Raw genomic sequence first — 22,450 nt, 5'->3', positions numbered from 1 at the left:
GCCTGTATGAATCGTCGGCGCCTTAAACCGCGCCCGGTGCGATATGCGTAGTGTGTTGGATTAGCTTGGCTGCGCCAGCTCCGACAACTGTCGGAGCTGGCGCGAAAGTGAGCATCTCGCTCTGGACGCGGTTTAGCGCCCCTCGAAGATCTGAATACTGCGCGAGCGCACCAGCACGGAGGCTGTTTCGAGCGCGATCTGATCCTCGGGCGGGATGAGATCGGTCGGGCTGGCACGTCCGGTGTCGAGGGCGGTGTACCAACGACATTGCTCGATTGCCGGGATCTCGAACCGTTTCGCCTCCGCATCCATGTTGATGAGTACACACAGCACGTCGTCGTCTTGGCGCGCACGCGCCAAGGTGAAGGCGAGCACCCGTGCGTCCGGGTCCTCCCAGGGCGGATCGCCCGGCGTGGTTCCGTGCCAGACCACGTCCGGAAGATCGCTGCCGTTGCGCGGCTGGCCGGACAGGAAGTGGCGGCGACGCAGACTCGCATGACGCTTGCGCAAGGCGATCAATCCGCGCACGAACCGCAGCATGTCGCCATTGCGCTCGACCAACGACCAGTCGAACCAGCCCAGAGGGTTGTCCTGGCACCAGGTGTTGTTGTTGCCCTGCTGGGTGCGCAGCACCTCGTCCCCGGCCAAGAGCATCGGGATACCCTGGCTCATGAACATGAGGGTCAAGAGGTTCTTGGCCTGACGCCGGCGCAGCGCGAGGATCTCGGGATTTTCGGTCTCGCCCTCGACACCGCAGTTCCAGCTCAGGTTGTTGTCGGTCCCGTCGCGATTCTCCTCGCGGTTGGCGCGGTTGTACTTACGCTCGTAGGAGACGAGGTCCCAGAGGGTGAAGCCGTCGTGGCAGGTGACGAAATTCACGCTGTTGATGGGCTGACGCAGGTTGGCCTGATAGAGGTCGCTGCTGCCCGCGAGCCGGGTCGCGATCTCCGGAACCAGTCCCGGGTCGCCGCGAACGAACCGCCGCACGCTGTCGCGAAAGCAGCCGTTCCATTCCATCCAGCGATAGCCGGGAAAGCTGCCGACCTGATAAAGACCGGCGGCGTCCCATGCCTCGGCGATGATTTTGGAGGCGTTGAGCGTATCGGAGAGCTCGATTGCCCAGAGCACGGGCGGATTGGCCATCGGCCGGCCGTCCGCGTCCCGCGCCATGGCGCTGGCGAGATCGAAACGGAACCCGTCCACGTGCATCTCGCGGACCCAATACTCAAGCGCGTCGATGATGAAACGAGACACGACGGGGTGATTTGCGTTGACCGTATTGCCGCAGCCCGTGAAATCCAGATAGATGCTCTTGTCGAGGGTATCCAGGCAATAGAAGGTCTCGTTTCCGAGCCCTTTGAAGCTCATGGTCGGACCGCCGTTGCCGCCCTCGCTGGTGTGGTTGAACACCACATCCAGGATGACGCCGATGCCGGCCTTGTGCAGGGCCTTGACCATGTCGCGGAACTCGCGCCGATGCGTGCCCTGCTCGGGGGTGACACAGTAACCGGGATGGGGCGAGAAGAAGCCGAAGCTGCTGTAGCCCCAGAAGTTGCGCAGCCCCGCCTCCCAGACACCCGGCGGGACGTCCTGCTCGTCGAACGCCATGACCGGCATCAGCTCGACATGGGTAATGCCGAGATCCTGCAGATAGGGGATCTTTTCGATCAGACCGAGGAAGGTTCCGGGATGATGCACGCCCGAGCTGGCATGCCGCGTAAAGCCGCCGACATGGAGCTCGTAGATGATGGTCTGCTCGGTGGGGCGGCGGATCGGCGTGTCGCCTTCCCAGTCGTACTCCTCGGCGAGGACCAAGCCGCGGGGCGAGTCATGCGGCTTCACCCCGTTGTTCAGGCGATTCCAGCGATCCCAATGCGAGAGATTCACGGCGCGTGCCCAAGGATCGAGCAGTTCGGTGCCGGCATCGAAACGCCAGCCGTGGGCACGAGGCTCGAACGGACCCTCCATGCGCCAGGTGTAGTGCGTCCCGGGCGGCAGATCCACGACCAGAACGTGCCAGTAGAAGAAGGTGTGGTTGACCTCCGGATCCAGCCGGATGATCTGGAAGGGCTCCGCGCTGTCCGCGCTGCGATAGAGCAGCAGCTCGGCTCCGCAGGCATGGCGACTGAACACGGAGAAGTTGACCCCGTCGTCTTCGACGCTCGCCCCGTTGGGGTAGCGTCGACCCGGAAGGATCTGAAAAGGACCTTGATCGACTGGCATGGCTGTAATGGCTGAGGTCAAACCGAGCAAGCTCGGCAGGGTTGGCGGCGTCGGCGGACCCGCGAAAGAAAATAGAATAACACGCGGCCCGTTAACCCGGATCCGTGATGAGTCCCGTCCACTAAACCGCGTCCAGAGCGATAGGCGTCATTTTCACGTTGCGTTTGGTTTTGGAGATATCCTCGATCTCGGTGAGACGCGGTTTAAAATTTAATTTTTTCAAGATTTTAAACCGCGCCAGTTCCGGCATTCGTCGGAGCTGGCGCGGCCAATCCATTTCAACAAACAACGCATACCGCACGGGCGCGGTTTAATGGCCGGCAACCTCCCTCGGGGGACGATCCACCCAGCGCCAGGCGGCGATCAGTCCAAGCGCAGCAGCACCGGATGCGATCCCGAAGGTGACCCCCGCACCCTCGGCGCTCCACAGCAAACCACCGATGAGACTGCCGAGCGCCCCGCCCGCGCCGAAGCTCAGGCTGTTGTAGAGCGCCTGCCCGCGTCCCTGCGTGCGTCCGCGAAAATACTGATGGACGAGATGGATCGCAGCCGCATGGAAGGTCCCGAAGGTGGCGGCATGCATGAGTTGGGCAACGATCGCCACAGCAGGGATCGCGACGAAGGTTCCGATCAGCAACCAGCGTACGACCGCGATCGCCAGACTCCAGATCAGGACATGACGCGCACCGAAACGCTCGAGCAGGTTGCGCATCACGAGAAACACCAGCACCTCGGCCACGACGCCGAGTGCCCAAAGCGCGCCGATCGCAGAGGTCGCGTATCCCACCTCCGCGAGATGGATCGAGAAGAAGGCGTAATAGATCCCGTGACTCGCCTGCATGAGAAAGCAGGCGGCGAAGAACGCCATCACCTCGGGTCGTGCCAAAAGCACGCGCAACCCGGGCGTGGCATGATCCCCCGTGACGGGCGCGCTGTCCGGGACGGTCAGGGTCGAGAGCCAGATGGCGACGAAGAGGATAAGCACCCAGATCGGCACGACGCTCATCGGGGCGGACTCCAACTGCACGCCCAGGATGGCGACCACCAGGATAAACCCGACCGAGCCCCACAGCCGGATCAGGGCATAACCCGCAGGCCGGTGGCGCAGATGATTGAAGGTGACCGCCTCCATCTGCGGAAGCGAGGCATTCCAGAAGAAGCTGAAGAGGATCATGGCCGCGGCGATGGTCCAGAAGCCGTCGGCCGGGAAGACGCCGAGGAAGGTCACCGCCGAGACCAGTGCGCCGAAGCGCACGATCGGCATGCGCCGCCCGGTGATGTCGACGATATGACCCCACAGCATCGGTGCGACGATCTTGGTGCCCACCAGGATCGCCATGAGCTGACCGATCGCCAGCGCATCGAACCCCTTCGATTGCAGATAAGGCCCCCAAAAGGGCACCAGTGCGCCGAGCGCGGCGAAATAGAAGAAGTAATAGCCGGAGAGTCGCCAATACGGCATCGCGTCTGGCCCAGTGCTGAACCGCGTCCGCTTCAACATGCTTTCTTTGCGTCCTGGATCGACCTTGCGCCGGCCCATCGGGGCCGTCGTCGACTCGGTTCAGTTCATTGGATTCTTGACCGCACCGCGTTGCGCTGCGCCAACGTCGGGCCGGGAATAACGCGAGACGCGAGACAGGTGCGAAATCGCCTCCTGTCGCCGCGGAACCGGTTCAGGCGGCGATAGGCGGGGTGGGCGGCACAACGCCGGCGTTTTGGCCGCGGTGCCGCAGCAGGTGATCCATCAGGACCAATGCGAGCATGGCCTCGGCGATGGGTGTGGCCCGAATACCGACGCAGGGGTCGTGTCGTCCCTTGGTGACCACCTCCGTCGCATGACCTGAGGTGTCGATGGTCCGACCCGGCAGCCGAATGCTGGAGGTCGGTTTCAGCGCGATGCGCACCAGCACGTCCTGACCCGAGGAGATCCCGCCGAGGATGCCGCCGGCATGGTTGGAGAGAAACCCCTCGGGTGTCATCTCGTCGCGGTGCTCGGTGCCCTTCTGCTCGACGCAGGCGAAGCCGGCGCCGATCTCCACCGCTTTGACGGCGTTGATGCTCATCATGGCGTGGGCGATGTCGGCATCGAGCCGATCGAAGACCGGCTCGCCGAGACCCGTCGGCATGCCGCTCGCCACGACCGTGATGGCTGCGCCGATCGAGTTGCCCTCTTTGCGCAGGTCGTCCATGTACGCCTCGAGACGCGGCACCGTCTCGGCGCAGGGACAGAAGAAGGGATTGCGCTCGACCTGATCCCAGTCGAGTCTCGCGGGACGAATCGGGCCGAGCTGCGACAGATAACCGCGCACCGAGATGCCGGCGTGCTCGGCCAAGTATTTCTTGGCGATCGCCCCGGCCGCGACCCGCACGGCGGTCTCGCGCGCCGAGGAGCGCCCGCCGCCGCGATAGTCGCGTCGGCCGTATTTCTGGTCGTAGGTGTAGTCGGCGTGTCCCGGGCGATAACGCGCGGCGATCTCGGAGTAATCCTTCGAGCGCTGATCTTCGTTGCGGATCAGTAGACCGATCGGAGCACCCGTGGTGCGGCCCTCGAACACACCCGAGAGGATCTCGACCGTATCGGACTCGCGCCGCTGGGTGGTGTGACGCGACTGGCCGGGCTTGCGCCGATCCAGATCACGCTGCAGATCCGCGGCTTCAAGCGCGAGCCCCGGAGGACAGCCGTCGACGACACCGCCGATGGCCGGACCGTGACTTTCGCCGAAACTGGTGAAGACGAAGACCCGCCCGAAGCTGTTGCCGGACATGATTCAGTACGCCAGCGGGGCGATCGTGTCTTCGGGATTGAGCCAGGCATTGCCGCGCCCCAGGATCTCCCGTGTCAGCGTGCTGGTGGCTTGGTGCAGTCGGACGCCGTTGAGGATGTAGTCGTACCGCGAACTCAAGTAATCGAACTCCGCCTGGAACAACTGACGTTGTGCATTCAGGACGTCCACTTGGGTACGGGTACCGACCTCCTGACCTGCTTCCGTGGATTCGAGCGACGACCTCGCCGAGACGACCGCGGCTTGTCGTGCCTTCACGTCCTCGATGCTCGAGATGACGCCGCGAAACGCGTCCTTCACCTGTTGATCGACCTGCCGGCGTGTCGCGTCGAGCTGATCCTGCGAGGCGCGGAAGTTGAACCCGGCCTGGCGTGTCCTCGAGGCGACCGCGCCGCCCTGATAGATAGGCACGTTGAGCGTGAGTCCGACGAAGCCGGTGTCGGTATCGGTGTTGAATTCGGCCCCCGAGCGGGCGACGTCGTAGCCGGCCTGCAGGTTGACCGACGGGTAATATCCCGAGCGCTCGATCTGGATCCCCTTCTTGGCCGCACTCACCGCCTCGCTGGCGGCGATGATGCCGTAGTTGGAGCGTGCTGCGGTATCGGCCCAGATCTCGATGTTGTTGGGCTCGGGCGGGGTGAGCGGCAGCGTATCGCCGAGTCGCGCCAGCGGAACCTGGATCGGGCCGACGATGGTGAGGAGCGCTTGCCAGGCGTTGTCGAGGTTGTTCTTCGCCGTGATCAGGTTGGCACGCGAGCGGTCGTATGCGGCCTGGCTGTCGTTCACATCCGTGATGGCCACCAAGCCGACCTCGAAGCGCTGCCGGGATTGCTCGAGCTGACGCTCGTCGGCCCTTACGAGTGCTTCCTGGACGGTCACCGCATCGGCGGCACGCAAGACCCCGAAGTAGCGATCCGCCGTGTCGACCATCAGGGTGATCTGGGCGTCGCGGTATTGAGCCTCGGCCTGCGCGATGATGTTGTCGGTCTGTTGCAGGGTCATCCAGCTGGCTCGGTTATACACCGTTTGGCTGACGACGGCTTGGGCACCGTAGGTGCTGAACGAATCGGAGCGACTGAAGCCTATACCTTGCCCCGACCCACCTCCGCTGGAGGTCCCGCTCGCGTCCAAGGTCTGGTAGTCGACGTCGCCGACCACGCTCAGGTTGGGCAGCAAAAGGGAGCGCGCTTGAGGCTTGACCTCGCGCGTTGCGAACAGGTTCTGCTCGGCTTGACGGATCTGGGGGTCGCTCTGAACCGCCAAGTCGTAGATCTGCAGGAGATCCTCGGCTTGGCTCGCCGATGCCAGACCGCAGAGTAATGCGGCGATCAGGGTCGAAAGGCGTGTTCGCATGTTGGATTCCTTGGTCGGGCTCGCGGGGTCAGGTGATACCCTGAAGGCCGTCAGTATAGGGGACAACGGGGCCGCCTCTCAATCTACGGACCCTCGAACCACCCAAACCGAGAGGATGGGTAGAGCGCAGCGAAACCCATCCTCCCCGCACCGCTCTGAACAGGCAAAAGCCGGAAGACATCGCGGTGCGGAGGATGGGTTTCGCTGCGCTTTTGGGGTGGCTGTCGTAGCCGTAGGCGCTTCGTGGATGGGTTTCGCTGCGCTCTACCCATCGGCTGTTGCTCCGTTGGTTTCGAGCGGATGGCGGATAGTTTGGATCATTGGAGATTTCGCGGGCTATGGGCTTGATCACACGCAGCACCTTCCGACCGGCCTGGTGGCTTCCCGGGGCGCATCTGCAGACACTTTGGCCGAGTCTGTCGCGACCCCGTCCGCGACCCGATCTTGCGCGTCGACGCATCGAGCTGGCGGACGGCGATTTCATCGATCTGGCGATCGGCCATGCTGCCGGGCCGCGCGTCGTGGTGATCCACGGGCTGGAGGGCGGGCTCGAGTCGCACTATGCCGCGAGCCTGGTCGATCGCTTGGAGCGCGAGGGCTATCAACCGATCTTCATGTTCCTGCGCGGATGCTCCGAGGAGCCGAACCGCCTCGAGCGCGCCTACCATTCGGGGGCCACGGAAGACCTGGCGGAGGTCCTCGCCGTCCTCGGTGCAGACCCCGAGGGTCCGCCGACCGCCGCGATCGGCTTCTCGCTCGGCGCAAACCTGCTGCTGAAATATCTCGGCGAGACCGAGCAGCCCGGCGTCGGATCGGCCATCGCGGTGTCGGTCCCCTTTGTCCTGCGCGATGCCATGCTGAGGCTCGATATCGGATTCTCGAAGATCTATCGGCGCTATCTGCTTGGAAAGCTCAAGGTGAGCCTGCGGCGAAAGTTCGCCGGGCGGCGCTTCCCCCTCGACGTCGACCTCGACGCCATCGGGGATTTCAACGCCTTCGACGACCGGGTCACGGCACCGCTGAACGGGTTCGAGGGCGTCTTCGACTACTACAGTCGGGCGAGCTGCCGGCAGTATCTGCCGACCATCCGCACGCCGACGCTCATCATCCAGGCCGTCGATGATCCCTTCATGTTCCCGACCACCATCCCTTGGGAGCACGAACTCGGCCCCGGCATCACTTTGGAACTCGCCGATCATGGCGGTCACGTCGGCTTCATCGACGGCCCCTGGCCGTGGCGTGCTCGCTACTGGCTCGAAGACCGGATCATCCGAGGTCTGAGCGAGACAGGGCCGCGGTAAACCGCGTTCAGAGCGAAATGCGTCATTTTCACGTTGCGTTTGGCTTTGCACGTAACTCCGGCCAGCGTGCCCCGTGGCGCAGAGCGCCACGGGGCACGCGTGACACCGCAGAGCGGGTGTCACGGGTTAATCGTAAGGCTCTGCTCGTTGTCGTTGTCGTTTCGAAATTCGCCTTATTCCCGAAGATCGCCTAAGCCAGGGTGAGTCCGGTCAACCTCCGCAGGACGTCCAGTCCGGCATCCTTGTCCGAGCAGCGCAGGATAGCCGCGCGATCGGCCGTATGGGTGTCGATGTCGATCCGGACACCCTGCTGCGCTGCCGCCTCGCATTGCGCCTCGTCGATCATGGCCTCGCCGAAGACCGAGATCACGAAACCGCCCGGGATCGGCGGCGGCGGTGTGAATGCGGACCCGTCGATCAGCGCGACCCAGGCCGGGATGAAGTCGGGACCGTAGAAATCGAAGAAACCGTTCGAGCCCCGCAGATGCACCTCGATCGGTCGTCCGCCGATCATCTCCAGGTTGCACAGACCGCTGTAACCCTCCAGGCGGCGGGCGACCCATTCCGCGATCGACGGCTCCAGGTCGGGGAGCGCGGCCCCGATCTCCCAGTAAACCGGGCGTTCCCGATCTTTGACGTCCGAGCCGCGCGTGTGGGCAAACCAGACCGCACGTCCGTCCTGCACCAAACAATCGCTGCTGGTATGCGGACCTTCGAGCCGCTCGCACCAGAAGCTGCCCGCCTCTTTCGGGACGGCATCGGCCGGAACGGCACGCGCACGCACCGCCATACCGGCGAGGTTGACGATGGGTTTGACGAAGACCTGCTCATCCTCCGCAATCCCGCAGTCGCGCGGGTCGACACCGCAGGGCGCCGCGCGCAGACCCGCATCGAGCGCGAGCCAGAGCTTGTCGTAGACCTGTTGATGCGCCGGGTTAAGACGCCAAGCAGCGGCGTCGTTCACCCCGACATCGCGTCGGGGCGATGGCTGAAACAGATGCTCACGGTCGGGTAAGACGCCGATGAAAGGCACGATTCGGGGATCTCGGGTTGGGGTTCGGGGTTCGGGGTTCGGGGTTCGGGGTTCGGGGTTCGGGGTTCGGGGTTCGGGTTAGCCTCCTGCCTCCTGCCTCCTGCCTCCTGCCTCCTGCCACCAGCTATCAGCTTTCAGCTATCAGCTATCAGCTATTCGAAATCAAAAAACCTTCGCACTTGAGGGCTAACGCCTCCAGCCTAGCGTACTCCCGGCTGGAGGCAGGAGGCAGGAGGCAGGAGGCTGGAGGCTGGAGGCTGGAAGCTCTACCCCACCCGCTCCACCTGACACAACAGCGACTTGAACGGTGGAAACCCGCTGATGGGATCCAGGTGCCGGTCGTCGGTCAGCTCGTTGATGTTGGCGTCGTTGCGACCGTGGGTGCAATGCACGACGCCCGACTTGATTCGGTCCGTGACCTTGGCGATGAAACGCACCGCCCCGCGCGGGGAGCTGACCACGACCGAATCACCGTTCTCGATACCGCGCGGCGCGGCATCGTCCGGGTGGATCTCGGCCAACGGGTGGGGGATCGCGCGGCGCATCCGGTCGATATAGTTGTGCTGCGAATGGGTGTCGAACTTGGTTCGCGCCCCGCTGGTCAGGACCAACGGGTAATCGACCGCCAGTGCGGGTGTGGAGATCGGGCTCTCGGGCGGCTCGCGATAGATCGGAAGTCCGTCGTGACCGGCCTCGCGAAGCTCGATCGAGTCGAATTCCACTTTTCCCGAACGTGTGCGGAAACCGCGCAGCCGGTAGAGCCGATCGGCGTCCATAAACCCGTTCTCGACCAGATCCTCGATCGCCTCGGCGTAGACGACCACGCCGTCAGGGTTGTCGTAAACCTCCCGGCGGATCTCCTCCGGGATGCCCTCGGCCGCTTCGGCCCAGGAGGCCGCGAGGTCACCATTCCAAAATTGATCGGCCATGCCGAGTCGTACACCGAGCTGCAGGAAGATCTCGCCGTCCGGACGCGCCTCGCCCTTGGGCGCGACGATCGGCCGGCGATAGCGCAGCTCGCCCTGATAGGCGCAGCCGGGATAGGCGATCAGCGCGGGACGCTCCAGACTGGTCGCCGCCGGCAGCACGAAGTCCGCCATGAGCGTGGCCGGGTTGTGGAAGAAGTCGGTCGCAACGAAGAAGTCCAGCGCGCCGAGCGCGCGCTCCATCCGCTTGGAGTTGGGCCACATGGCGGTGTTGATGCCCATCGCCAGCAGGGCGCGGATGCGCTGGGGGCGCCCGTCCAGGATGCAGTCGGGCAGCAGCATGCTCTGCGCCGCCGGCCAATAGCGGGTCCAGACCGGATAAACCTCGTCGCCGATGCGCGGCGGCAGATGCGTGCGACAGTAGTCGAACAGCTCGATCGGTTTGGGCGCGGCCTTGTCGTTGAAGAAACGGTTGCCACCCTCGCGGTCCAGGTTGCCGGTCACCGCCGAGAGCAGGATGACCGCGCGGTGGTTCTGGAAGCCGTTGCTGTGCTGGACCGTCGCGGTGGGCGAGAGTGTGATCTGGGCCGGCGGGGTCGTCGCGAACAGCTCGACGGCGGTGCGCAGATCCTGCTCCGCGACGCCGCAGATCTCGGCGACACGCGCGGGCGTGAAGTCGCGGACATAGTCTCGGAAGCCCTCGACACCGTTGGCCCACTCATCTAGAAAGGCTTGATCCTGCCAGCCGTTCTCGAAGATCAGATGATGGAAGCCGAGCGCCAGGGCACCGTCGGTCCCCGGGCGGATCGCCAGATGGACATCGGCCTCCTCGGCGAGCGGTGTGCGGCGCGGATCGACCACGATGAGGGTCTTGCCTGGCCGGCGCAGTACCAACGGATGGGTGTCGAAGGGCGGGATCGAGCCGCGCGGGTTGGTCGACCAGATGAGATGACAGCGCGTCTTCGGCGAGACCACCGTGGACGTGGTTTTGATCTTGTAGCCGAAGGTCACTTTCTCCGCCACCATGGTCGCGGAGAAGCAGCAACCGCTCTCGGTCAGGTAGTTGGGCGAGCCGAAGGCATGTGCCAGACGCTGCAACTGAGGCCGCGCCTCCTTGGTATAGCCGGCGAAGAAGCCTACTGCCGGTGCGCCGTGCTCGGCCTTCGCGGCGCTCAGGCGCTCGGCGATGGTGTCGAGCGCCTCGTCCCAGGACACGCGCTCGAACTCGCCGCTCCCGCGCAGCCCGACGCGCTTGAGCGGATAGAGGATGCGGTCGGGATGGTTGCGCCGATCCAGCTGCACGTAACAGCGCGGACAATCGGGGCCTTGGACGCGGATCGGCTCGCCGTCGTCGTCGAGCTCGACCTGAATCCCGCAGTTGGCATCACACTCGTAACAGGTACTGGTTTTCCACGACATACGACGGTAATCCTGAAGCTCCTTTTGACGATGCCCTGGAATTCGAGCCGATAGGCACGAATTCAAGCGGCTCATGCACAGTCGACGGGAAGCAACCGATGCTGCGATTCGAAGGGGTCTTCAAGGACTACGGCGGGACACCCGCGCTTGCGGGTGTCGATCTGGATGTATCGGAGGCGCAAACGACGGTTCTGATCGGCCCGAGCGGCTGCGGCAAATCTACGCTGCTGCGCCTCGCCGCCGGCCTGATCCGACCCGATCGCGGCCAGGTGTGGTTCGAGGGCGCCCGGCTGGATACGGCCAGCCTGCGTCCTGCCCGGCTGCGCATGGGTTACATGATCCAGGACGGCGGACTGTTTCCGCACCTGAGCGTTCACGACAACGTCACCCTGATGGCACGCCGGCTGGACTGGCCGCGCGAGCGTCGCGAGCAGCGTCTAGCCGAGCTTGCGGACCTGGTGCAACTCCCGACGGCGATGCTGGCACGCTATCCGATCGAGCTTTCCGGCGGCCAGCGACAGCGCGTCGCCCTGATGCGTGCACTCATGCTCGACCCCGATCTGTTGCTGCTCGACGAGCCGCTCGGGGCACTTGACCCCATGATCCGTTTCGAGCTGCAGCGCGAGCTCAAGGCGATCTTCGCCCGACTCGGCAAGACGGTGCTGATGGTGACGCATGACTTGGCCGAGGCGGTCTTCTTCGGACATCGGATCGTCCTGCTGCGTGCCGGTTGCATCGTCCAGCAGGCCGAGCCGCGGGTGCTCCTCGACAGTCCCGCCGAGCCCTTCGTCGCGCAGTTCGTGGCCGCGCAGCGCGAGCCGCAGCGGGTGTTGCTAGGAGCAGTAGGATGAGGCGCGGCATGTCACGAAGGGCCTCCAGCCGCCAGCTTCCAGCCACCGGGCTTGCCCTTGCGCTCGCGCCGGTCGTCGCGTTATTGCTCGCGATTGGACTCGCCGCTTGGTCGCCCGAGCCGCGCGCCGAGGAATCCACACCCCGCCCCGTCACCATCGGCTCGAAGAAGTTCACCGAGTCGGTCATCCTGGGCGAAACGCTGCGTCTGTTGGCACTCGACGCGGGTCATCCGTCGCGTCATCGCGCCGAGCTGGGCGGGACGCGCATCCTCTGGGGCGCCCTGCTGAGCGGCGAGATCGACATCTATCCGGAATACAGCGGCACGCTGGTCCGCGAGATCCTGGCCGGCGAGGATCTGTCCTCGCCCGAGCGCCTGGAGGCGGCGCTCTCGGCCCGCGGGGTGCGATCCTCGGCGTCGCTGGGATTCGAGAACACCTACGCGATCGCAGTGCCCGAGCCCTTGGCGCAGCAGCTCGGCCTGCGACGCATCTCCGACCTGCGCGAGCATCCGGATCTGCGACTCGGCTTCAGCAGCGAGTTTCTGGAGCGCGCCGACGGCTGGCCGGGGCTGCGCCAGCGCTATCGGCTTCCGCAGACGCGCGTACAGGGCCTGGATCACGACCTGGTCTATCGGGGCATCGCCGCCGGGCATCTGGACGTGACGGTGGTCTACACCACGGATGCCGAGATCGCGCGCTACGGGCTGCGCATGCTCGACGACGATCTGGGCTATTTCGAGGACTACCAAGCAATCCTGCTCTACCGCGCGGAGCTGGCCGAGGAGGCACCGGCCGCCGTCGCCGCCTTCCGCCGTCTCGAAGGCGCGATCGACGCGCCCACCATGGCGGGCATGAACGGGGCGGTGAAGCTGGAGGGCGACTCCGAGCAGACGGTCGCCGCACGCCTCTTATCGGAGGGCCTCGGGCTTGAGGTCACGGTCTCCGGTCAGGGCTTTTGGAGCCAATTGGGCCAGCGCACGCTGGAGCATCTGGGCTTGGTCGGGGTCTCGCTCGGTGCGGCCATCCTCTTCGCCGTGCCGCTCGGGGTGTTGGCTGCACAGCAGGCACGGCTCGGTCATCTGATCCTCGGGATCACCGGGATGATCCAGACCATCCCCTCGCTCGCCCTCTTCGTCTTCCTCATCCCCTGGCTCGGGATCGGCTGGCTGCCGACCGTGGTCGCACTCTTTCTGTACAGCCTGCTCCCGATCGTGCGCAACACCCACGCCGGATTGATGGACATCCCGGTGCCGATCCGCGAATCGGCCGATGTCCTCGGGTTGACCCGCGGCGCGCGCCTGCGCCTGATCGAGCTGCCGCTGGCCGCCAACACCATCCTGGCCGGGATCAAGACCTCCGCCGTGCTCAATGTCGGCACCGCCACCGTCGCGGCACTCATCGGCGCCGGCGGCTACGGCCAGCCGATCCTCACCGGGATCCGCCTGGACGACACCGCACTCATCATGCAGGGCGCCGTCCCGGCCGCACTGCTCGCGCTTGGGCTCCAAGGGCTATTCGAGTTTGCCGAGCGCTGGGTGGTGCCGCGCGGGCTGCGGTTGAAACCGACGGATGGGGTCAGGACAGACGCGGATCCCGATCCCGAAAGACCCCGGGCTTGAGCGTGCCGCGTGTCCTTCCCGCGGCTCGAACAGGCGACTAAACTGTCGAAGCGACAGCGGCTCGCGCACCGCATGCGATCTCACCGAGAGCGACCACAGCCATGATGCCCGCCCACCATCCTTCGGCCGTCTGCGACCTCGACCATGTCGATCAGCGCGTTGTCCTGCGCGACGTCGGCTGGGACGACTACGAGGCCATCCTCTCCGCCCGCGGCGACGACGGCGGGGTGCGAATCACGTATTTCAACGGCGAGCTGGAGCTGATGACACCTTCCGTCGATCACGAATCACTCAAGACGCGGCTCGCCCGTCTGATCGAAACCTACGCCGAGATCAGGGACATCGAGCTTGAAGGCTACGGCTCCTGGACCCTGAAGGAAAAGGCGAAGCAGCTCGGCGCCGAGGCCGACGAGTGTTATCTGGTCGGCCCGATCCGCAGGGCACCGAAGGTTCCGGATATCGCAATCGAGGTCGTCTGGACCAGCGGCGGTGTGGACAAGCTCGCGGTCTATCGCGGGCTCGGCGTGCCCGAGGTCTGGTTTTGGGAGGACGGCACGCTGCGCTTCTTCGTGCTGCAGGAGGAGACCTTTCTCGCCGCGACGCGCAGCCGAGCACTGCCGGATCTCGATCCCGCGCTCATCGTCCGCTGCATGGCCGAGCCCACCCAGACACGCGCGATCCGGGCGTTGCGTACCGCGCTGCTCGGCACCGCGGCGGCGCCGGACTCCGATCGATGAGCCGATTCCAGACCCCGGACGAGGTCGAAGCCGCCTTCTATGCCGCCTTCCAGGCACTCGACATCGCCTTGATGGGAGAGGTCTGGTCGGAGCAGCCCAGCCCCGTCTGCGTCCACCCCGGCGGCGATCTCCTGCAGGGTCGCAGCGAAGTCCTACAGAGTTGGCGCGAGGTGATGACCGGGGCCGAGCGCCCCGAGCTGCACTACCGCATGATCCAACGCACGGCGACCGCCGGGCTTGCCGTGCATCTGGTCGAGGAGCTGATCCGCCCGAGCCGTTCGCGCGAGGAGCCCAACCGGATCCTGGCGACGAACGTCTACCGTCAGACGGCAGAGGGCTGGCGGATGACCGCCCATCACGCCTCCTTGCCGCTCATGCGCAGGCGGCCCGAAACGGCGACGCCCGAGACCCCGAAGCCGCGGATGCACTGAATCCGTCGGACCCGGGTCCGCCCGTCGCGCCCGGTCTTGCGTGTCCGCCGACATTTGGTTGTGCCTCCTCGCACGGCTCGGCGCAACCTACAGCCTGCGTAATGCCCGAAAAACCAGCAGCGCCTGTAGAGGCGAATGTATTCGCCCCTTGTATGCCCGGTAAATCTTTTCCCGGAATTCACCTTACGAGTCTTTGAGCTGCCTTCGCCCGGACACCCGCGGCCAAGCAACGACGCCCAGGTAGAGCGCAGCGGCGAGCGGCATGACCGACCAGGTTGGAACCCCCAAGACCCAAAGGGTCGCCCCGCTGATCAAACACCACGCGAGCGGGATGATCGACAGAAACCAGCGCAGCGGATGGCGCACGAGCAGCAAAAATCCCAGCGTCGCAACGACGGTCGGATCCGGTGCGCTGCCGAAGACCTCCAAACCGTACCAGGGTCGACCGGAAAGAAGTCCGAGCAGGGGCTGCAGCGCCAGTGCGAAGACGAGGATCCAGAGCCCCGGGCCGGGATCCCGAGCCACGCCCTCGGGCGAGCCAGCGAGCGGACGCCGCCCGAGCACGACAGCCATCATCAGGCCCTGCAGCAGGAAGCCGATCCCGAAATAGATCCCCGGCCAGCTCAAGGGCGCGTACCAGTGGATCTGAAAAACCCAGCCGACCCATACCCAGCAGGCCGCGGTCAGGAGAAACGGCGCCCGGAGTACCCATCCATCTGCCCGCCGCGCCGTGAACAGCGCCGTGAGCCCCATCGCCAGCCCGATGATCGGAGCCGGCCAGACGCCGATGTTGTAGCGCTCGAACAGCCTGAAATAGGTCTCGCGCGAAAACGGAATCAGGTCGACGAGCGAATAGCTCAAGAGGTCCATCAGAGCGCGGCGACATCGGCGGCCATCCGTCGCCGCAGCGCCGCATCCGGCATGGCCCCGCGTGCGGCCGCCATGTTCTCCTCCATGTGATCCACCCGGCTGGTCGCCGGGATGGCACAGGTCACCGCCGGGTGCGAGACGATGAACTTCAGCAGGACCTGCGACCAGGCGGTGCAATCGATCTCGCGCGCCCAACCCGGCAAGGGGTGACGCTTGACGCGATCGACCAGGGGACCGCCCTGAAAGGGCCGATTGGCGATCACCGCGATCCCGCGTTCCGCGGCCAACGGAAGCAGCCGTGTCTCGGCCTCGCGATCCGCGATGTTGTAGGTCAACTGCACGAAATCGATGGGTTGCGTCTCCATGATCTGCGCAAGCTCGGCGTGACGGCGCCCGTGCGAGGTGGTGATGCCGATATAGCGTACCTCACCGTCGGCCTTCATCGCCGACAGGGTCTCCAGATGGCCACTCCAATTCAGCAGGTTGTGGACCTGCAGAAGATCCAGCCGCGGAAGACCCCAAAGCCGCTCGGACGTGGCGATCTGCTCGACACCCTCCGCGGTCGAGGAGGTCCAAACCTTGGTCGCCGAGAACAAACCCTCGGGGCGATCCAGTCTCGCCAAGCAACTGCCGACGACTGCCTCGGCCGTCCCGTACATGGGCGAGGAGTCGATCATGCCGCCGCCGGCGTCAAAGAAGGCACGCAGGACGTCGGTACGCACATCTTGCGCCACCGGGTCGTCCCCGACGTTGAAGGTGATCCAGGTCCCCATGCCGACGACGGGCAAGGGCTCACCGGTCGAGGGGATGGGTTTGGAGTAGGGCTGCCCATCCACCGCCCGGCTGTTGCCCGGCAGCGTTAGGAAGGACAGAGGCGCGACCGCGAGAGCCGCAAGGAAGGCACGCCGACTCGAGACGCAAGATCGATCCATAGACAAGCTCCAGGTACCGTCCGCCGAGCGGACTCGAGCATTGCGGAGTTTGACCATGATTGCGGGGATGGTTGCACGGAGGACATCGATAAGGGTGCCGGTCTCGGGGCGCGCACGTACACTACCCACCAGGGTAGACCAGTGCGTTGGCAAGGCGGACGCTCGCGCAGCGAGGCACGATCACGTCACCTCGAAAGAGCACCACCCTTATCAGGTCCTTCATGGTTCGCATTAAACCGCGCCGGCTCCGACGGTCGTCGAAGCCGGCGCGGCCAAGCCAATCCAACAAACTACGCTTACCGCACCGGGCGCGGTTTAAAAGGCATCGGCATGACCAAAACCGAACTGCTCGAATTGATCAAGAACGGCGAGAGCTCCGGCGTGGAGTTCAAACGCGACGACGTTCGCCCGGAGCAGCTCGCCAAGGAGATCGTGGCCCTTGCCAACTTTCAGGGCGGCGTGATCCTCCTCGGAGTGGAGGACGACGGGGCCATCACCGGCATCCAACGTGAGCATCTCGAGGAGTGGGTGCTGGATACCGTCTTCGGGCGTTACGTCCATCCGATGATCCTGCCGTTCTTCGAGACGGTGCAGATGGACGCCAGTCGCCGGGTGGCCGTGATCTCGCTCACGCAGGGCACGGCCAAGCCCTACGTGGTGCGCGACAAGGGCCGCGAGGAAATTTACGTGCGCGCCGGGAGCACGTCGCGCAAGGCATCGCGCGAGCAGCAGGCGCGGCTCTTTGCACTCGGGGGCATGCTCCACGCGGAACTACTGCCGGTGTCCGGAACGGCGCTTCAGGATCTCGACCTGGATCGACTGCACGACTACCTGGCCCGGGTGCTCAATGACCCGGAGGTGCCCGCTGATCCGACCGCTTGGGGGAAGCGCCTCACGGGCCTGGGCTTCATGACGGAGCGAGCGGGCGGCGAGCCGGTGTGCACCATCGCCGGCACCCTGCTCTTCGGGCGTCGGCCCCGCTGGGCGCTGCGTCAGGCCGGGGTGCGCTGGATGGCCTTTCCGGGAGACACGATGGACTATGCCGCAAGCGACGATCACATCCTGGACGAGCCCCTGGTGGGACTTTGGCGCACCCGCGACGGCAGCCGGGTCTTGGAGCGCGGGGGACTCATGGAGTCGCTCATCGAGCGGATGCGACCGTTCGTGTCCGCGGAGTCCGCCGAGCTTGTCGACGGGGTGCGCCGCGAACGGCGCTGGCACTATCCGCCGGCGGCACTGCGCGAAGCACTGGTGAACGCCCTCGCCCATCGGGACTGGACGCGCATCGAGGATGTCGAGGTCGTGGCCTACGCCGATCGGTTGGAGATCCGCAGCCCGGGCGCCCTGCAGAATTCCATGACCGTGGAGAAGATGCTGGCCGGACAGCGCTCGCCCCGCAACCCCCTGATCGTCGACGTGCTGCGTGACTACGGCTATGTCGACGCACGCGGCATGGGGGTGCGAAGCAAGATCGTTCCCCTGTTGCGGCAACACAACGGCGTGGATCCGGCGTTCGAGGCGACGGAGGACTATCTCCTGGTGCGGTTCTGGCGGGATGCCGAAGCCCAAGTGAAGGGGTCGGGACGACGGCCGACGGGGTCCATGACGATCCGGTCCTGAACCGCGGGCCCGCTCCCGCCGACCTGATCCAGCCTCTATGAGGCGATGCCTGTGCTGTCGAGTAGCCCCGACGTCCCAGCCGTCCCTAGATTCAAGGCATAGCGGGTATGCTTGCGCTGCCCGGTGCGCACGAGCGCGCCCTTGGCGACCAGGTCCTGGAGGTCGCGGGTCGCGGTGGCGCGCGACGTACGGGCGATGGCGATATAGTTTTCGGCGCTCAAGCCCCCAACGAAGCCCTCGGGCCCCGCCCGGAACACCCGGGCGAGCACCTTATCCTGGCGTGCGTTCAACTGATCCCGAAGCCGGTCGTAGAGCTTGGCTTTGCCGATCAGAAAGATGACCCGGGCGCGCGTGTAGTCCAGCGCATCCAGGACGGTATGGGAGAAATAGTCCAGCCAATCGTCGATGCGATTGACTTTGTTCGCCCGCTCCAGTGCGGCGTAATACGCCTTTTTGTGCCGCTCGATGGTGTGCGATAGCGCGATCAGGGTGGGTTGCCCGAGACCCTGCGCTAGGACCTGTTCCGCAATGGCACGCGCGATCCGGCCGTTGCCGTCCTCGAACGGGTGAATCGAGACGAAATAGAGGTGGGCAATACCCGCGCGTGTCAGGGTCGGCAGCGGGCGCTCGCCGGTCGGGGCGCTGCGGTCGAGCCAGGCGACGAAGCGGTCCATCTCCTCGGGCACCCGCTGGGCGGGCGGCGCCTCGAAATGGATCCTGGGTGCATAGACGGCGCCGGACACCACCTGCATCGGCTCTTCCAAGGTGCGATAGCTCCCGACATCACGCAGGTCCTGCCGTCCTGCCATCAGCATTCGATGCCAGGCCCACAGGATCGCATGGGTCAGGGGAGCCTGGAAGTGCCGATAGAGATCGACCATCAACTCCGCCATCCCCGCCTCGGCCGGGGCGACGCGACGCGGGTCTTGGGTCAGGCCAAACTCGCGCAAAAGGGACGACTGAAGACTGTCGCGATCGAGATACTCGCCCTCGATGCGCGCGGTCATCAGGGCCTCGTCGCCGATCAGGTCGACCGTCAGCGCCCGTTGTTCGGAGTCGTTCAGATGCGCGAAGGCACCGAACAGGAGCCCGGACTCATGCAGCAGGCGCGACTCCAAGGCCGCAAGCCGCTCGCTGTCGTAGGCGAAATCGGGCCAGTCGGATTGTTGCCAGTTCCAGACCATGATGCATAGTGGGAGCCGCTATTGCTCATATTGAGACGCTTTTTTGAGCGATAGGCGGGATCTTAACCCGGTTGTCGCTGAGCAACCAGCCCAGCGCCTCCGCGGCGCGGGCGCGACCTTCCTGCTCTCAGCCACATCTCGCCCCCTCAAGGCCCGATCGCCGAGGATTCCGGGCATTATTTGGGGGCTCATTATGCATTCCAGAGAGTTCCCGACGGAGTCGAGGCGGGGAGCCGTGGAGAGCACTGGATGCAGCGCGAGGAGGGTCGTGGGGGGTAAAATGCTGTCCCTTTTGAAGTCGCCAGGCAGTGCACCCCATGCTGAACATCCAGGGCACCGTTTGGGCACACAAACAAAAGCCGGCGCGAGGCCGGCTTTTAAGGTCTTGAGTAATCTGGAGCGGGAAACGAGATTCGAACTCGCGACCCCAACCTTGGCAAGGTTGTGCTCTACCACTGAGCTATTCCCGCTTTGGAGCCGCGTATTTTAGTGTTTTTCTCGATGCTGTCAACCCCTGGATGGCGTCCACGCGCATCACGCAGGAACAACGCGGCGCTGACCGCTCCAAACCCGCTCCGAAAGGGGCTCAATCGCGCCCCTCGACATCGACCTGTCCGGACAGGCTCGGCCACGCCGCGCGCAGATAGAGCATCATCGACCAAAGCGTCAGGACGGCGGCGACGTAGAGAAGAACGACACCCAGTCCGTAGACCCAGGGTCCGAAGACCGTATCGTGCAGGATCAGGAGCACGATCGAGATCATCTGCGCCGTGGTCTTGATCTTGCCGGTCATCGAGACCGCAACCTTGGCACGCGCGCCGATCTCGGCCATCCACTCGCGCAGCGCGGAGACCGTGATCTCGCGTCCGATGATGACGATCGCCGGGAGTGCCAAGAGGGTGCGGGGGTCGTACTGCACGAGCAGTACGAGCGCGACCGCCACCATCAGCTTGTCGGCGACCGGGTCGAGGAAGGCGCCGAGCGGGGAGGTCTGCTCCCAGAGACGCGCGAGATAGCCGTCCAGCCAGTCCGTAAAGGCCGCGGCGCCGAAGATCGCCGCAGCGACATAGGGCGCCCAATGTGCCTCGATATAGAACACGACGACGAACACCGGGATCAAGACAATCCGGAGCATCGTCAGAAGGTTGGGGATATTCCACATACGTCAGGGCCCCGCGGCCTCCTCGTGAAAGGCATCGTAGATCTGTTGTGCCAATTGTCGGCCGATGCCGTCGACGCAGGCAATGTCTTCGACCCCTGCGCGGGCCAGGCCGCGGATGCCGCCGAACTGCTTCAGAAGTCGCTGGCGGCGCCGCGGTCCGATCCCGGCGAGCCCTTCCAGCGTGGAGGTGGTACGTGCCTTGGCACGGCGCTGGCGATGACCGGTGATGGCGAACCGATGGGCCTCGTCGCGGATCTGCTCGATCAGATGCATGGCGGGGGAATCGCCCGGCAGTATAAGCGGCGACTCGACGTCCAACAACCAAAGCAGCTCGGTGCCGGGACGCCGATCAGGCCCCTTCGAAATACCCACCACCTGCAGGCCGGCGATTCCGAGCTCTTGGAGCGTATCTCCGACCGCGCGGATCTGTCCGCGTCCGCCGTCGATGAAGAGGATATCCGGGATCGGATACTCGCCCTGCTTCACCCGCGTGTAGCGTCGGCTCAGGGCCTGTTGCAGCGCCGCATAGTCGTCGCCGGGGGTGATGCCCTCGATGTTGAAGCGGCGATAATCCGACTTGCGCGGCCCCTCCCCGTCGAAGACCACGCAGGAGGCGACGGTGCGCTCGCCTTGGGTGTGACTGATGTCGAAGCACTCCATGCGTTGGGGCCGCTCGGGGAGATCCAGTGCGTCGCGCAGCGCCTCGATGCGCCGCCCGTAACCGGCCTGGCTGCCGAGCCTGGACTTGAGCGCGACCTCGGCATTGCCGCGGGCCATCTCGAGCCAACGCGCACGCTCGGCGCGCACCCGCCATTTGATGTGTACGCGCCGCTCGGCGCGTTGCGAGAGCGCCGTCTCCAAGAGCGCGCACTCTTCCGGCTCGACGCTGACGACCAGCTCGGGCGGGATCTGCTTGTCGGCATAGAACTGAGCCAGGAATCCGGCCAGGAGGGTCGCGTCGTCCGTGTCGTCGGGCGCCTTCGGAAAGAATGCCTTGTTGCCGAGGTTGCGTCCGGCGCGGATGAAGAAGACCTGCACGCAGCTCGTCCCGCCCTCCTGGGCGCAGGCGATGATGTCGAGGTCGCCGCCCTCCCCGCTCACGTATTGGCGTTGCTGGATCCGACTCAGGGTCGCGATCTGATCGCGCAGCACGGCGGCCCGCTCGAATTCGAGCGCGGCGGCGGCCTGCTCCATGCTGCGCCCCAGATCCGCGATCACCTCCTCGGCGCGCCCGTCGAGGAACTGGATGGTGTGGGCGACGTCCTCGGCGTACGCCTCGAGGCTGACGAGTCCGACACAGGGGCCGCTGCAGCGTTTGATCTGATACTGCAGGCAGGGTCGCGAGCGGTTGTTGAAGAAGCTGTCTTCGCACTGTCGTACCGGGAACAGCTTCTGCAGCAACTGCAGTGTCTCGCGCACCGCCCAGGCGCTCGGATAGGGGCCGAAGAGGCGCCCTTTGGATTTGCGCGGCCCCCGATAGAAGGCCAGTCTCGGGAAGTCGTCCTGCGTGCTGAGATAGATGAAGGGGTAGCTCTTGTCGTCGCGCAGCAGGACGTTGAAGCGCGGACGCAGTGACTTGATGAGGTTGCTCTCGAGCAGCAGCGCCTCGCCCTCGGTGCGGGTCACCGTCACCTCGATGTCGGCGATCTGGCTCACCATCACCTGCAGACGGCGTGTCAGGGCCCGGCTGAAATAGCTCGACACCCGGCGTTTGAGGTTCTTGGCCTTGCCGACATAGAGGACGGTAGACTCGGCATCGAGCATGCGGTAAACGCCGGGACTTTGGGGGATGCGCTCGAGGAGGGCTCGCGCGGGCATCTCGGGTCCGGGTGGACCCTCCTCGGCATCTCGATCGGGGGTGGTGTCGTTCATCTGCCGATTAGAGCGCAAACGACCGACGCGGATCCAGACCGGGCACCCGGGCGCCGGACTCTTCGCGGCTCCGCCCGGGCTCCGCCTGGGTTCCCCCGGACTCCTTCGGCCGCGGGGCGGCGCCTTGATGCACG

17 protein-coding genes and 1 tRNA gene are annotated in these 22,450 nt (G+C 65.2%); 6 read left to right on the top strand and 12 right to left on the bottom strand.

What is annotated here, in order from left to right; genetic code table 11:
* Positions 1 to 132: 132 nt before the first annotated feature.
* The 4 genes from glgX to BDD21_RS19215 form a co-directional block, all read right to left on the bottom strand.
* Complete coding sequence (gene glgX / locus BDD21_RS19230) at positions 133 to 2,223, bottom strand: glycogen debranching protein GlgX (RefSeq protein WP_120798531.1); 2,091 nt, start codon at positions 2,221 to 2,223, stop codon at positions 133 to 135.
* Between the two features lie 310 nt (positions 2,224 to 2,533).
* A complete protein-coding gene (locus tag BDD21_RS19225; protein ID WP_120800014.1) occupies positions 2,534 to 3,685 on the bottom strand; it encodes an MFS transporter in 1,152 nt (383 codons plus the stop codon).
* Between the two features lie 211 nt (positions 3,686 to 3,896).
* On the bottom strand, positions 3,897 to 4,988 hold the full coding sequence (aroC, locus tag BDD21_RS19220; protein WP_120798530.1) for a chorismate synthase: 1,092 nt from the start codon (positions 4,986 to 4,988) through the stop codon (positions 3,897 to 3,899).
* A gap of 3 nt (positions 4,989 to 4,991) precedes the next feature.
* Positions 4,992 to 6,359, bottom strand: coding sequence for a TolC family outer membrane protein (locus tag BDD21_RS19215; RefSeq protein WP_120798529.1), 1,368 nt, complete (start codon positions 6,357 to 6,359; stop codon positions 4,992 to 4,994).
* A gap of 338 nt (positions 6,360 to 6,697) precedes the next feature.
* On the opposite strand from BDD21_RS19215, the gene BDD21_RS19210 reads away from it, so the two are divergent.
* Positions 6,698 to 7,660, top strand: coding sequence for a hydrolase (locus tag BDD21_RS19210; RefSeq protein ID WP_120798528.1), 963 nt, complete (start codon positions 6,698 to 6,700; stop codon positions 7,658 to 7,660).
* A gap of 190 nt (positions 7,661 to 7,850) precedes the next feature.
* Here BDD21_RS19210 and BDD21_RS19205 read toward each other — a convergent pair whose 3' ends face one another.
* Together BDD21_RS19205 and BDD21_RS19200 are read right to left on the bottom strand one after the other, a co-directional pair.
* Positions 7,851 to 8,693: an ATP-grasp domain-containing protein gene (locus BDD21_RS19205; protein WP_120798527.1), complete on the bottom strand. Its 843-nt coding sequence runs from the start codon at positions 8,691 to 8,693 to the stop codon at positions 7,851 to 7,853.
* Between the two features lie 266 nt (positions 8,694 to 8,959).
* Positions 8,960 to 11,038 (bottom strand): molybdopterin-containing oxidoreductase family protein, encoded by a 2,079-nt coding sequence (locus BDD21_RS19200; protein WP_120798526.1) that lies wholly within the window; start codon positions 11,036 to 11,038, stop codon positions 8,960 to 8,962.
* A 98-nt stretch (positions 11,039 to 11,136) separates the two neighbouring features.
* Here BDD21_RS19200 and BDD21_RS19195 point away from each other — a divergent pair, with 98 nt between their 5' ends.
* The 4 genes from BDD21_RS19195 to BDD21_RS19180 all read left to right on the top strand — a co-directional run bounded on the left by BDD21_RS19195 (position 11,137) and on the right by BDD21_RS19180 (position 14,676).
* The gene (locus BDD21_RS19195) at positions 11,137 to 11,889 is read left to right on the top strand and encodes an ATP-binding cassette domain-containing protein (protein ID WP_120798525.1); all 753 of its coding nucleotides are present in this window, start codon (positions 11,137 to 11,139) and stop codon (positions 11,887 to 11,889) included.
* Positions 11,890 to 11,897: 8 nt separating this feature from the next.
* Positions 11,898 to 13,508, top strand: coding sequence for an ABC transporter permease/substrate-binding protein (locus tag BDD21_RS19190; protein WP_245969693.1), 1,611 nt, complete (start codon positions 11,898 to 11,900; stop codon positions 13,506 to 13,508).
* Positions 13,509 to 13,609: 101 nt separating this feature from the next.
* Positions 13,610 to 14,245: a Uma2 family endonuclease gene (locus BDD21_RS19185; RefSeq protein WP_120798523.1), complete on the top strand. Its 636-nt coding sequence runs from the start codon at positions 13,610 to 13,612 to the stop codon at positions 14,243 to 14,245.
* A complete protein-coding gene (locus BDD21_RS19180) occupies positions 14,242 to 14,676 on the top strand; it encodes a nuclear transport factor 2 family protein (RefSeq protein WP_120798522.1) in 435 nt (144 codons plus the stop codon). Before BDD21_RS19185 ends, BDD21_RS19180 begins: the two co-directional genes overlap by 4 nt.
* A 183-nt stretch (positions 14,677 to 14,859) precedes the next feature.
* Here BDD21_RS19180 and BDD21_RS19175 read toward each other — a convergent pair whose 3' ends face one another.
* Both BDD21_RS19175 and BDD21_RS19170 read right to left on the bottom strand, forming a co-directional pair.
* Positions 14,860 to 15,546, bottom strand: a complete 687-nt coding sequence (locus BDD21_RS19175) for a DUF6064 family protein (RefSeq protein WP_120798521.1) — start codon at positions 15,544 to 15,546, stop codon at positions 14,860 to 14,862.
* Positions 15,546 to 16,478 carry an aldo/keto reductase gene (locus BDD21_RS19170; RefSeq protein WP_120798520.1) on the bottom strand — a complete coding sequence of 311 codons (933 nt, stop codon included), beginning with the start codon at positions 16,476 to 16,478 and terminating at the stop codon, positions 15,546 to 15,548. Before BDD21_RS19170 ends, BDD21_RS19175 begins: the two co-directional genes overlap by 1 nt.
* A 330-nt stretch (positions 16,479 to 16,808) precedes the next feature.
* Between BDD21_RS19170 and BDD21_RS19165 the strand changes: the two genes are divergently transcribed.
* Complete coding sequence (locus BDD21_RS19165) at positions 16,809 to 18,098, top strand: RNA-binding domain-containing protein (protein WP_120798519.1); 1,290 nt, start codon at positions 16,809 to 16,811, stop codon at positions 18,096 to 18,098.
* A gap of 35 nt (positions 18,099 to 18,133) precedes the next feature.
* Here BDD21_RS19165 and BDD21_RS19160 read toward each other — a convergent pair whose 3' ends face one another.
* From BDD21_RS19160 to uvrC, 4 genes are all read right to left on the bottom strand, one after another.
* Positions 18,134 to 19,282 carry a Fic family protein gene (locus BDD21_RS19160; RefSeq protein WP_120798518.1) on the bottom strand — a complete coding sequence of 383 codons (1,149 nt, stop codon included), beginning with the start codon at positions 19,280 to 19,282 and terminating at the stop codon, positions 18,134 to 18,136.
* Positions 19,283 to 19,677: 395 nt separating this feature from the next.
* Positions 19,678 to 19,752, bottom strand: a tRNA-Gly gene (locus BDD21_RS19155).
* Positions 19,753 to 19,868: 116 nt separating this feature from the next.
* Entirely contained in the window at positions 19,869 to 20,444 is a 576-nt protein-coding gene (pgsA, locus tag BDD21_RS19150) for a CDP-diacylglycerol--glycerol-3-phosphate 3-phosphatidyltransferase (protein ID WP_120798517.1), read from the bottom strand.
* A 3-nt stretch (positions 20,445 to 20,447) separates the two neighbouring features.
* Complete coding sequence (gene uvrC, locus BDD21_RS19145) at positions 20,448 to 22,316, bottom strand: excinuclease ABC subunit UvrC (RefSeq protein ID WP_425470261.1); 1,869 nt, start codon at positions 22,314 to 22,316, stop codon at positions 20,448 to 20,450.
* Positions 22,317 to 22,450 lie beyond the last annotated feature (134 nt).

This window comes from Thiocapsa rosea, from assembly GCF_003634315.1.
GTDB classification, from domain to species: domain Bacteria; phylum Pseudomonadota; class Gammaproteobacteria; order Chromatiales; family Chromatiaceae; genus Thiocapsa; species Thiocapsa rosea.
This window is presented reverse-complemented; position numbering and strand designations above follow the sequence as displayed.